A 12,172-nucleotide genomic window follows, 5' to 3' on the forward strand; every position below is an offset into this window, starting at 1 on the left:
TTCGTGACCACGTAACATTGATGACGGTAGATCATGCGCGCCTATGCTCCGTTCACCTTCGCAGATACGGCTGCGCAAACCCCCGACCCGCTGGCACCCGACCTGTCGGAACGCGTTGCGCGGGTCGTCTCGGACCTTCGGCTGGGGCTTCCTGCGATCCTGACGCAAGGTGGCGATCACGCGATGATCCTACCGGTCGAAACTCTCAGCCCCGCGCGTTTTGCTGCCCTGTCCGGGCAGTGCCAATTGGTGCTGACCGCCTATCGCGCCGCGGCCCTTGGCGTCCAGGATACCACACCCGAGGTTTCGGTCATCCAAATACCCCCGAAAGCCGATCTGGATTTGCTGAAGGCTGCCGCCGATCCGCGCCACCCGTGGACCCAGCCCGCCCCAGAAAGCGCTGCACAGGTGGCGGGTGACATACATCACGCGGCTATCAGGCTGGTCAAGCGGGCCGAACTGGTCCCGGCTGCTTTGGTCGTCACGGGGTCTTGGGTAACCCAGAACGCGGCGCGCCACGGTTTCGGCAGCCTGCCCGCCGCCGACGTGATTGCCCAGTTGGACGCGGCGCGCGACATGCATCCCGTTTCGGACGCCCGGGTGCCTATGGCTGCGGCGTCGGCGGGCCGGTTGCATGTCTTTCGTGCACCTGATGGTGGAGCAGAGCATTACGCCATTCAGGTCGGCACGCCCGACCCCAACCAGCCCGTTCTGGTGCGCCTGCATTCGGCCTGTTTCACTGGCGACGTGCTGGGCAGCCTGAAATGCGATTGCGGGCCGCAACTGCAGGCGGCCCTGGCCGCGATGAACGCAGCCGGTAGCGGCGTTCTGCTTTATCTGAACCAGGAGGGACGCGGCATCGGGCTGGCCAACAAGATGCGCGCCTACGGTCTGCAGGATCAGGGCCTGGACACGGTCGAGGCCAACCACCACCTGGGATTTGCCGATGACGAACGCGATTTTCGCATTGGCGCTAGCCTGCTGCGCCAGATGGGTATCGATCAGGTGCGGCTGATGACCAACAATCCCGCCAAGATCGCCCGCCTGACCAGCGACGGCATCAAGGTCGTCGAACGCGTGCCCCTGATGGTGGGCCGCGGCCCGGAAAATTCCCGCTATCTGGACATCAAGGCCAGCAAATCGGGACATATGATGTGAGCGGCGCAATCGGATTGTGGATCACCGCCCCCGACCGCGCCCAGATCTGCCCCGCCGACATGGGCGAGGGATCGCTGGTCACGACGCTGTTCACCGGCATCAGCCGCGGGACCGAAAAGCTGGTTCTATCGGGCACCATTCCCGACAGCGAACATGACCGCATGCGCGCGCCGTTCCAGCAGGGCGATTTCCCCTTTCCGGTCAAATACGGATATTCCGCCGTCGGCCAGGCGACCGAAGGTGCGTATGCGGGGCGGGCGGTCTTTGCGCTCTACCCTCATCAGGACCAGTTCCGCCTGCCCGACGATGCGCTGATCCCCCTGCCCGACGGCCTGCCCCCGGAACGGGCGGTTCTGGCAGCCAACATGGAAACCGCGCTGAACATCCTGTGGGACAGCGGCGCGGGCGCAGGCGACCGGATCACCGTCATCGGGGCCGGGCTCGTCGGCCTGCTGGTGGCGCATCTGGCCTCGCGCCTGCCGGGGGCCGAGGTCACCGTGATCGACACCCAGACCGCTCGCGCAGGGATCGCCGCCTGCATGGGCGGCATCTTTGCCACGCCCGACGAAGCCCAGGCCGATCAGGACGTCGTCATCCATACCAGCGCCAGTCAGGCGGGCCTGGTCCAGGCGCTGTCGCTTGCCGCCCCGCAGGCCACCATCATCGAGGCCAGCTGGCATGGCGCGGCCCAGATCGCACTGCCCCTGGGGGGCGCGTTCCACAGCAGGCGCCTGCGCATCGTCAGTTCCCAGGTCGGATCCGTTCCGCCCGAACGCGCGCCGCGCTGGACGCTGCGCCGCCGGCTGAGAAAGGCGCTGGATCTGCTGGCGGACGACCGTCTTGACCACCTGATCTCGGGGGAAACCCCGTTCGAGCGGATCGCCGACACCTATCCCGACATCTTGGCCGATCCGGCCACCCTCTGTCACCGCATCACCTATTGACCCCTACAGGAGCACCCATGTTCGCCGTCGAAGTCCGAGACCACATCATGATCGCCCATTCGCTGCCCTCGCCGACCTTCGGTCCGGCGCAGGGTATGCATGGCGCGACCTTCACCGTCGATGCCGGCTTCTTTGCCGAAACCCTGGACGACGAAGGTCTGGTCGTGGACATGGGCCTTGCCACCGAGGCCCTGGCCCAAGCCCTGTCCCCCCTGCGTTATCAGAACTTGGACGAGGTTCCGGCCTTCAAGGGCAAGTTCACGACCACCGAATTTCTCTGCCAGCAGATCTTCGACAGCCTTGCCGAAGCCGCCCGCAGCGGTCGTCTGGGCAAGCATCCCGTCAAGCGCCTGCGCGTGACCCTGCATGAAAGCCATGTCGCGCGCGCCTGGTTCGAACAGGACATCTGATATGGGCTTTTCGCCGGAATGGCTGTCGCTTCGTGAACCCGTTGACCGGCAGGCCCGCGACGATGCGCTGACGCAGCGCGCAGTGCGGGCGGCGGGGCCGCGTCCCGTCATCATGGATCTGGGATGCGGCACGGGATCGACCCTGCGGGCCATGTCCGGTCACATCCCGGCGGGGGCGCAGTGGCACTTGGTCGACAATGACCCGGCCCTTCTGGCGATCGCCCGCGACCAGGTCCGGGATGCCCGGACCCATGTGCTGGATCTGGGCCAGCTGTCGGCCCTGCCCCTTGACGGGGTGACGCTGGTGACGGCGTCCGCGCTGCTGGACCTGATGCCTGCGGCGTGGGTCCGCGACCTGGCGCGACTGTTGGCCGACCGGGGCATCGGCTTTTATGCGGCGCTGTCCTATGATGGCGTAATGAATTGGGACCCGACCCTGCCGGGCGATGCCGAGGCGCGCGCGGCTTTCAACCGCCACCAGCGCGGCGACAAGGGCCTGGGTCCGGCGCTTGGTCCGGATGCGGGCAGCTTTGCCCGGTCCGCCTTCGCCGAGGCCGGCTTTGATACCACCATTGCCGACAGCCCGTGGAAGATCGGCGCGGAACACGCACGCATGCATGAACAGCTGGTCCTAGGCATCGCAGGGGCCGCTGGCGAACAGGGCATGGAACGGGCCAATGACTGGGCGCGCGACCGCATCGCCCAAGGCGGTCTTTGCACCATCGGCCATCAGGATCTGCTGGCATTGCCGTCACAGGACAGGAAGGACTGACCATGGAGGCCATCGAGGTTTCACGCCGTGTCTGGGACCGGCTTCTGGCGATCCGCGATGGCGCATCCTGCGCCTGCTGCGGCAGGTTTTCCGCCCCCGAACGCGCGGCGCTGCAGGTCTATGGTCCCATCGCCCGCCGCGATCTGGGGCCCATCACCGTCGCGCAGGTGGGGCAGTCGCTGGACGGGCGCATCGCCACGGCCAGCGGGGATGCGCGCGACGTGTCAGGCCCCGACGGGCTGGCGCATCTGCATCGGCTGCGCGCGCTGGTGGACGGGGTGGTCATCGGCGTTCGCACAGCCCTGCATGACAATCCCCGCCTGACGGTGCGCCTGTGCGACGGCAGCAACCCGGCCCGCATCGTCATCGACCCCCGGGGCCGCCTGCCCGACGATGCGCCGGTGCTGACGAATTGCGGCGCGCGGCGGATCATCGTGCAGGCCGTCGACCGCCCCCGTCCCGCCGGGGTCGAGGTGCTGCGTTTGACCACCGCTGACGGCCGGCTGGACCCCCGACAGATCCTTGAAGGACTGCGCGGGATGGGGATCGGGCATCTGCTGATCGAAGGCGGCGGGTTGACCATCACCGGCTTTCTGGAGGCCGGGCTGCTGGACCTGCTGCAGGTCTCGGTCGCGCCGCTGATCATCGGGTCGGGACCGCAGGGACTGACCACCCGGACCGAGGTCCAGACCCTGTCCCAAGCCTATCGACCCCAGACGCGCATTTTCGGTCTGGGCAGCGATATCGTCTTCGACTGCGCCTTGGGCGCACAGGCCATCGCGGCGCAGGAACCCATCCACCGTCAGGGACACAGCGCCGCCTGCTAGGGCTGGGTTATTTCATCCGTGCCAAGACGCTGGCGACGATGGCGCCCGAGATATTGTGCCAGACGCTGAAGATCGCCGCCGGAACCGCGGCCACGGGTGAGAAATAGGCCGTCGCCAACGCCGCCGCCAGGCCGGAATTCTGCATGCCGACCTCGATCGAGATGGCCTTGCGGCGCGCCAGGCTCAGCCCCGCCGCGCGGGCGGCCAGAAACCCGATCGCATAGCCCAGGCCGTTATGCAGCACGACGACCGCCAAAATCATCAGCCCCGATTCCGCGATGGCCCCCTTCGAGGCCCCCACGACCGCCGCCACGATCAGCACGATCCCCGTGACGCTGACCAGGGGCAGCGCCGGAATGGCCGCGCGCACCGGCCCCGGCACAAGCTTCTGGGCCAGAAAGCCAAGCGCCAGCGGCAGCAGCACCAGCTTCAGGATCGACACGAACATCGCCCAGGCATCCACCGGCAAGTATTCACTGGCCAGCATCAGCATCAGGAACGGCGTCACGATGGGCGCCAGCAGCGTGGTGACGCTGGTGCAGGCGACCGACAATGCCGTGTCGCCCTTGGCCAGATAGGTCATCACGTTCGACGATGTTCCGCCCGGGCAGCAGCCGACCAGGATGACGCCCGCCGCGACCTCGGGCGACATCGGGATGATGCGCGTTAGGATCACCGCCAGCAGCGGCATGATCAGGAATTGCGACACCACCCCGATGCCCACATCGACGGGGCGGCGAAAGACTTCGGCGAAATCGCGGCCCGAAATGGTCAGGCCCATCCCGAACATGATGATCCCCAGCAGCGGCACGATCCACGGCGTCAACTGCCGGAAGGTTTCGGGCATCACGAACCCCAGCACGGCGAAAAGCAGAACCCAAAGCGCAAATGTATTGCCGACAAACTGTGAAAACCGTGCCAGAACCTTCAAATCACCCTCCTGTCGCGCATGAAAGATGCGCCATCCGTCCGGGGCTGGCCTTAGCGGGGCGATCCGGCGGGCACAACCGGCGATGCTATAATCGCGGAATATTTTTCCAGCTGCATGTGCCCCGCCCGCACCACCTTCGGACATGGAAAAACCGCGCCCCCGTCTCCGGGCGGCGCGGCATCATGTTTAAGGCTGGCGCTGAAATCAGATCTGACGTTCGGGCAGCTGGACGACCAGCCCGTCCAGATCCTCGGTGACCTTGATCTGGCAGGTCAGACGCGAACGGGCGGGATCGGGCTGATAGGCAAAATCCAGCATGTCCTCCTCCATCGGGTCGCGGGGGGGCAGCTTGTCCAGCCATGCGGGATCGACATAGACATGGCAGGTCGAACAGGCGCAGGCGCCGCCGCAATCGGCATCGATGCCCGGAACGCCATTGTCGCGCGCGCCCTCCATCACGGTCATGCCGGGGCGGACCTCGACGTCGTGGCGGGTGCCGTTATGTTCGATATAGGTAATCTTCGCCATGTCGCTTGTTCCCTTGTTTCCCCGGCCGAATTAGTCGCTCGGCGATGATTTGAAAAGGGGCAGCCCCGAAGGACCGCCCCCTTGTCTTGTCATCGGACCGCGATCATTCGGCCGGTTCTTCCTCTTCGGCCAAGGTCAGTGCCACGAACAGCGGCTCGCCCCCGCGGCGGATCAGCATCAGGACCGACTTGCGGCCCGCATCGCGGGCCTCGGCGACGCGGTCCTGCAGTTCCTTGATGGTGGTGACCTTCTGCTGATTCACGTCGGTGATGACATCGCCCGGTGCCAGACCCTTGTCGGCGGCAGCGCCTTCGGGATCGACGTCGGTGATGGCCACGCCCTTGGTGTCGCGCGACACGCCCAATTCCTGTGCCATTTCGGGCGTCAGAGGGGTCAGGGACATGCCCAGCAGGTCGGTTTCGGTCGGTTCTTCGGTGGCCGTGCCGCCGCCGCTTTCGCCTTGCGCGGTTTCCCGACGTCCCAAGGTCACGTCGATGGTCTGGCTCTCGCCCTCGCGGACGACCTCGACCTGTACGGTATCGCCCGAGGGGGCTTCGGCGACGCGGCGTACCAGACCGCGCGTATCCTCGACGGGCTGGCCGTCGAAGGCAACGATGACATCACCGGTCTCTAGGCCCGCATCACGGGCGGGGCCTTCGGGCACGTCGGTGATCATCGCGCCGCCCTCGGCGTCCAGGTTCATCGCCTCGGCCATTTCGGGGGTGACGTCCTGGATCATGACGCCCAGCCAGCCGCGGCGGGTTTCACCGAATTCGCGCAACTGATCGACGACCTGCGACACCACGTTCGACGCCATCGAGAAACCGATCCCAATCGAGCCGCCATTGGGCGACAGGATGGCGGTGTTCACGCCGATCACTTCGCCCTTCAGGTTGAACAACGGCCCGCCCGAGTTGCCGCGGTTGATGGCGGCGTCGGTCTGAAGATAGTCGTCATAGGTGCCCGACAATTCGCGATTGCGCGCCGACACGATCCCCGAACTGGCCGAGAAGCCCTGCCCCAGGGGGTTGCCAAGCGCCAGGACCCAGTCCCCCACGCGTGCATCGTCGCTGTTTCCGAAGCCCACGAAGGGAATGGCCTTGTCGCTTTCGACCTTCAGCAGCGCCACGTCGGTGTTGGGGTCAGTGCCCACGACCTCGGCAGGCAGGGTTTCACCCGAATAGAACTCGATCTCGATCTGATCGGCGCCGTCGATGACATGGTTGTTCGTCACGATATAGCCGTCGGCCGAAATCACGAACCCTGACCCCAAGGCGTTCGAGCGCTGCGGCGCGCGCGGCGAAGGTCCGCCCTCGGGTCCGCCCGGCATCCCCGGAAATCCGAATTCGCGGAACAGGTCGGAAAACGGACTGCCCTCGGGGAAAGCCGGCCCGCCGCCGGTCGGCTGCGAGACGACCGAGGTGGTGGTGATGTTCACCACCGCCGGCGACACCTGTTCGGTCAGGTCAGCAAAGCTGCCCGGCATGACCTGCGCGGTGTCAGCTTGGGTGGCATCCATGCCAAGGGGCTGGTTCTTTTCAGCCGCATCCTGCGCCTGCTGGCTGACTTGGGGCGACACGTCGTCATTCGCAGGTTCGGTCTGCTGGGCGCCTGCGTAACCAAGGCCCACGGCAAGGGCCAGCGCCGATGCGGTCATCAGATGGCGCGGAAATAGCGATTTCATGCTGAACGTCCTCATGTTTCGAAAGCAGCAGGGCAGCGCGTGACCGCGAAGCTGCGGCAGAAGTTGAACGCAAATCCATGGAGAGTTGCAAATAAACCACGCTCGCGACTTGTGAACTGATCGTGATTTATATTGCGGAAACGGGCGAAGGTTTCCCCCCGCCCGCTTCTGCTTCCATCAATTCGCCGGGGTCGTTTCCTGCGGATCAGCCTCGGGGGTGGCGTCGGGAGCAGGTTCGGCGGCCGGAGCCTCCTCCGGGGTGGGTTGGGTTTCGCCTTCATCGGCAGGCGCGTCCTGGATCGTCGCCCCTGGCGCCACGATCTCGGATTGCTGCTGCGGCGGGGTCGCCAGGCTTTCCGGAACGGGGGTAAGCCGCACGCCCGCGGCTTCGCCCAGCCGGTTGCCCTCGCGGTCGGTGACCTCGGGGGTGACCAGATCCTCGTCTTCGGCATCGGCTTCGGGCCGGGGCGCGGTGACGTTCTGCGCCGAATTGCCTGGCGGCACGGGGGTCGATGCAGGATTGGCGCTGTCGCCGCCGTCATCGGACAGATAGGTGAAGAATTCGCTGTCCGGCTGGATCACCATCGAGCTGTTTTCCCCGCCAAGCGCCCGCTGATACGAGGTCAGCGACCGGGTGAAGGCAAAGAATTCCGGGTCGCGGCCATAGGCGTCGGCATAGATCGCGTTGCGCTGCGCATCGGCCTCGCCTCGGACGATCTCGGCGCGGCGGCTGGCCTCGGACGTCAACTCGACCACGGTCCGGTCGGCGGCGGCGCGGACACGCTGAGCAGCCTCGCCACCGCGGGCGATCTCGTCTGCGGCCTCGCGCTGACGCTCGGCCCGCATCCGGCCATAGGTGGCATTCAGGTTCTGCTCGGGCAGGTCGGTCCGGGTCAGGCGGACATCGATGATCTCCACCCCAAGACCGCCCGAATTGCTGCGGGCCTCGTCGCGGATCTGGTTCATCAGCGTCGTGCGGTCATTCGACAGCACCGTGGTCGAGGGCACGGTCCCCAGAATGCCACGAATGGCATCGACCACGATCGGCTGCAGCCGCTGCTGGGCGGCCTGCACGCCGGCGGCACCGACGGCCTGACGGAAGCGCACCGGATCGGTGATGCGCCAGCGCGCGAAGGCGTCGACCACCAGGCGGCGGTCATCCAACGGCGTGACCTCCAGCGGGCTGGTCGGCAGGCCCAGAATGCGCCCGTCATATTTCACGACATTGTCGATGAAGGGCAGCTTGAACCCCAGACCCGGCGTTTCCTGCACGTCGACCACCCGGCCCAGACGCAGGACCAGCGCCTTTTCGCGTTCATCCACGATGAACAGCGACGATGCGGCCACGACCGCCACCACGACCAGCGCCGGGATGGCCAGAACCGAGAGAGTTTTCTTCGCGGATGCCATCAGTTCGTCCCTCCGGTGTTATTGGGTCGCAGCTGATCCAGCGGCAGATAGGGCACGACGCCCTGTCCGGACCCTTCGTTCAGGCCTTCGCCGATGATGATCTTGTTCAAGCCGCCAAAGACATCTTCCATCGTTTCCAGATACATCCGGCGACGGGTGACTTCGGGGGCGTTCACATATTCCTCATAGATCGAATTGAAGCGCGCGGCCTCACCCGAGGCGTTGTTGACAGCTTGGGCGCGATAGCCTTCGGCCTGCTCCAGGGTCTGCGCCGCGTCACCGCGGGCCTGCGCCAGAACGCGGTTGGCGTAGGCGTCGGCTTCCTTCTCCAGGCGGTCGCGTTCCTGCTGGGCCGCCTGAACCTCGCGGAAGGCGTCGATCACCTCCTCGGGGGGGTCGGCACGGTCCAGGTTGACGCGGATGACGTTGATGCCCGACTGGTATTCGTCCAGCGTTGACTGCACGGCCTCGCGCAGGTCGGTGGCGATGGAACCGCGATCACGGTTCAGGATCGGCGCCAGCTCGCTGCGGGCGATGATGTCGCGCATGGCGGCTTCGGCCACGGCGCGGATCGTGTCTGCAGGATCTGCCAGGTTGAACAAGTACATCTCGGGGTCGCGGATGTTCCAGACGACCTGGTATTCCATGTCCACGATGTTCTGGTCGCGGGTCAGCATCAGACCGCTGTCCATGGGCCCGGCACGGCCGGTGCCGATTTCCGTGGTGCGTTCGTTGGTGACAGCCACGACCTCGGCGGTGACGAAGGGCCAAGGGGCAAAGTTCAGACCCTCGGTGCCGACCGCGACGGCGCGACCGAACAAAAACTCGACGCTCTGTTCGTTGGTCTGCACCCGGTAGAAGCTGGAGAATGCCCAGAGTGCCACGGCCGCAAGGCCCGCGACGGCCAGCGTGCTGCGGTTCAGGCCGAAGTTCGGCCCCGAGGGACCGCGCCCGCCGCCATTTCCGGTGCCGCCGCCCGTCCCGCGACCGCCCATCAGGACGCGCAGGCGTTCCTGACCCTTCTTCATCAGCTCGTCGATCTCGGGGCGCTGCGGTTCGCCCTGACCGGGACGACGCGGCCCGTTGGGGGGCTGCTTGTCGCCCCATGGCCGGTTGGAAGGCCGCTTGCCGCGATCCTCGTCATCACCGCCGCCGTTTCCTCCGCCGCCTCCGCCCCAGGGGCCCTGATTAGCCATCCGATCGACCTTCTTTCGTTGTAAATTCCGCTAGTTGAAAACTGGGGCGCGCAGGGCAAATGTCAACCCTTGCAGCCCCCCGCCACTGCGGCAGAGGGCCGCGCCCCACGCGAATGTCAGTCCGGCACGCCGTCATGACGCCGCGAGGGCTGGCGCATCGTCACCAGTTCCTCGGCGGCGGTGGGGTGCACGGCGATGGTCGCGTCGAACTGCGCCTTGGTCGCCCCCATGCCGATGGGGATCGCCGCCAGCTGGATCATCTCGCCGGCCTCGGGGCCGAAGATGTGACATCCCAGCACCTTGTCGGTTTCGGGATCGACCAGCAGCTTCATCATCATCCGCGCGTCGCTGCCCGCGAACATCGACCGCATGGGCCGGAACACGGTCGAATAGACATCCACCGGACCGTGCAGCACGGCCTCTTCCTCGGTCAGGCCGACGCTGCCCAGTTCATGGGGGCGCAGATAGACGGCGCTGGCAACGATGCTGTGATCGACGGTGCGGGGCTTGTTGCCAAAGACCGTGTCGGCAAAGCTGTGGCCTTCGCGGATGGCCACCGGCGTCAGGTTGACGCGGTTCGTGACGTCGCCCACGGCAAAGACCGACGGCACGCTGGTCTGCGACCATTCGTCCACCAGGATCGAACCGTCGGGGCCGGTCCTGACCTCGGTGTTCTCCAGCCCCAGGCCCCAGCTATAGGGGTCGCGGCCGGTGGCGAACATCACCGCGTCAAAGCGGTTGGTGCTGTCATCGTCAAAGGACACGGTGATCCCGTCGGCACCCTTGTCCAGCCGCGTGGGCGTGATCCCCAGCCGCAGATCGATGCCCTGATGCGACAGCTGCAGCGTCGCCAGGTCGCGCGCCTCGCGGTCGAAGCCGCGCAGGACCGCATCGCCGCGATAGGCCTGGACCGTCTCGACGCCCAAGCCCGCCAGGATGGTCGCGAATTCGCAGGCGATGAAACCGCCGCCGACCAGCAGCACCCGCTTGGGCAGCTCCTCCATCAGGAACAGGTCGTCCGAGATCATCGCGTGTTCCTCGCCCGGCACGCCGATCTTGGCAGGACGCCCGCCCGTCGCGATCAGGATATGCTTGGCGGTCTTGCGCGTGCCGTCGGCCAGTTCGACCGTGTGGTGATCGGCCAGCTTGGCGCGCTGGTCGTGGACCTCGACGCCCGCACGTTCCAGGCCGGCGCGATAGATCAGTTCCAGCCGGGTCAGTTCGGCATCCTGCTTTTCGCGATAGATCTCCCAGCTGAAATCGCCGGTTTTCGCATCGGGCCAGCCGTAGCCCTGCATCTCGGCCTGCATGTTGCCAGCCTGCGATGCGAAGATCATCAGCTTCTTGGGGACGCAGCCGCGGATGACGCAGGTGCCACCCAGGCGGCTTTCCTCGGCCAGGCCGACCTTTGCGCCATGTTCACCAGCAGCGATCCGCGCCGCGCGCACACCGCCCGAGCCGCCACCGATGACGAACAGATCATAGTCGAAAGTCACGCGTTCATTCTCCTTCGTGGGCCAGCATGTCGGCGTCGATATCGGCATCGCGGGCCAGTTCCACAACCGTGCCGTCGGCGCGGCCGATGATGGCCAGATCGCAGGTGCCCAGGAACAGCCCGTGTTCGACGACGCCGGGGATGGCCGCCAGCGCGCGGGCCAGCGCGGGTGCGTCATGGATTTCCTGCAGATGCAGGTCGAGGATATAGTTGCCTTCATCCGTGATCAGGGCGTCGCTGCCCTGCAGGCGCTGCAGGATGTCGTGTTCACCCAGATCCAGCCCCTCCAGCGCGCGGCGGATCAGCTTGCGGGTGGTCTCGAAGCCGAACTGCAGGACCTCGACCGGCAGGGGAAAGGCGCCAAGCGTTTCCACGACCTTGCCGGGATCGGCGATGACGACCATGCGGTCGCTGGCATAGGCGACGATCTTTTCGCGCAGATGCGCCGCCCCGCCGCCCTTGATCAGGTGCAGATGGGGGTCGACCTCGTCGGCGCCGTCGATGGTCATGTCCAGCCAGCCGATCTGGTCCAGCGTCTCGATCGCGATGCCCAGTTCGGTCGCCAGATCGGCGGTCGCCTTGGACGTGGCCGCACAGCGCAGCGTCAGGTTTTCGGCCTGCACGCGGGCGGCCAGTTCGCGCACCATGATGCTGGCGGTCGATCCGGTGCCCAGGCCCAGCCGCATTCCGTCCTCGACCAAAGCCACGGCGGCCTTGGCGGCGGCCAGCTTGGCCGGATCGACCTGCGATGTTTGCGACATGACGGTTCCCTCGTGGATGGATATGGCGCGCTTATAGGCCATGGTCCGCCAAAGCG

Annotated in this window: 12 protein-coding genes; 5 read left to right on the forward strand and 7 right to left on the reverse strand. The window is 66.2% G+C overall.

Annotated features, from left to right (window positions below; all coding sequences use genetic code 11):
* Positions 1-33 precede the first annotated feature (33 nt).
* The 5 genes from ribA to DKT70_RS01670 are packed head-to-tail and all read left to right on the forward strand — an operon-like array spanning position 34 to position 4,111.
* Positions 34-1,158 (forward strand): GTP cyclohydrolase II, encoded by a 1,125-nt coding sequence (gene ribA, locus DKT70_RS01650; protein ID WP_111557515.1) that lies wholly within the window; start codon positions 34-36, stop codon positions 1,156-1,158.
* The gene (locus tag DKT70_RS01655) at positions 1,155-2,102 is read left to right on the forward strand and encodes a zinc-dependent alcohol dehydrogenase (protein WP_233490378.1); all 948 of its coding nucleotides are present in this window, start codon (positions 1,155-1,157) and stop codon (positions 2,100-2,102) included. The genes ribA and DKT70_RS01655 overlap by 4 nt, the downstream gene beginning before the upstream one ends.
* A 17-nt stretch (positions 2,103-2,119) precedes the next feature.
* A complete protein-coding gene (locus DKT70_RS01660; protein ID WP_111557516.1) occupies positions 2,120-2,512 on the forward strand; it encodes a 6-pyruvoyl trahydropterin synthase family protein in 393 nt (130 codons plus the stop codon).
* A gap of 1 nt (position 2,513) precedes the next feature.
* A complete protein-coding gene (locus DKT70_RS01665; RefSeq protein ID WP_111557517.1) occupies positions 2,514-3,284 on the forward strand; it encodes a class I SAM-dependent methyltransferase in 771 nt (256 codons plus the stop codon).
* Between the two features lie 2 nt (positions 3,285-3,286).
* Positions 3,287-4,111, forward strand: a complete 825-nt coding sequence (locus tag DKT70_RS01670; protein ID WP_111557518.1) for a RibD family protein — start codon at positions 3,287-3,289, stop codon at positions 4,109-4,111.
* A gap of 7 nt (positions 4,112-4,118) precedes the next feature.
* On the opposite strand, the gene DKT70_RS01675 is transcribed toward DKT70_RS01670, so the two are convergent.
* From DKT70_RS01675 to rpiA, 7 genes are all read right to left on the reverse strand, one after another.
* Positions 4,119-5,042, reverse strand: coding sequence for a bile acid:sodium symporter family protein (locus DKT70_RS01675; RefSeq protein ID WP_111557519.1), 924 nt, complete (start codon positions 5,040-5,042; stop codon positions 4,119-4,121).
* A 204-nt stretch (positions 5,043-5,246) separates the two neighbouring features.
* Positions 5,247-5,570, reverse strand: a complete 324-nt coding sequence (locus DKT70_RS01680) for a 2Fe-2S iron-sulfur cluster-binding protein (protein ID WP_108501168.1) — start codon at positions 5,568-5,570, stop codon at positions 5,247-5,249.
* Positions 5,571-5,673: 103 nt separating this feature from the next.
* Complete coding sequence (locus tag DKT70_RS01685) at positions 5,674-7,089, reverse strand: DegQ family serine endoprotease (RefSeq protein WP_233490406.1); 1,416 nt, start codon at positions 7,087-7,089, stop codon at positions 5,674-5,676.
* A 342-nt stretch (positions 7,090-7,431) separates the two neighbouring features.
* On the reverse strand, positions 7,432-8,664 hold the full coding sequence (gene hflC, locus DKT70_RS01690; protein WP_111557520.1) for a protease modulator HflC: 1,233 nt from the start codon (positions 8,662-8,664) through the stop codon (positions 7,432-7,434).
* A complete protein-coding gene (hflK, locus tag DKT70_RS01695) occupies positions 8,664-9,860 on the reverse strand; it encodes an FtsH protease activity modulator HflK (RefSeq protein ID WP_111557521.1) in 1,197 nt (398 codons plus the stop codon). The genes hflC and hflK overlap by 1 nt, the downstream gene beginning before the upstream one ends.
* 116 nt (positions 9,861-9,976) lie before the next feature.
* Positions 9,977-11,356 (reverse strand): glutathione-disulfide reductase, encoded by a 1,380-nt coding sequence (gorA, locus tag DKT70_RS01700; RefSeq protein WP_111557522.1) that lies wholly within the window; start codon positions 11,354-11,356, stop codon positions 9,977-9,979.
* Between the two features lie 4 nt (positions 11,357-11,360).
* The gene (gene rpiA, locus DKT70_RS01705) at positions 11,361-12,158 is read right to left on the reverse strand and encodes a ribose-5-phosphate isomerase RpiA (RefSeq protein ID WP_233490379.1); all 798 of its coding nucleotides are present in this window, start codon (positions 12,156-12,158) and stop codon (positions 11,361-11,363) included.
* Between the last annotated feature and the right edge of the window lie 14 nt (positions 12,159-12,172).

Origin of the sequence: Paracoccus sediminilitoris, from assembly GCF_003259195.1 — a bacterium.
GTDB lineage: Bacteria > Pseudomonadota > Alphaproteobacteria > Rhodobacterales > Rhodobacteraceae > Paracoccus > Paracoccus sediminilitoris.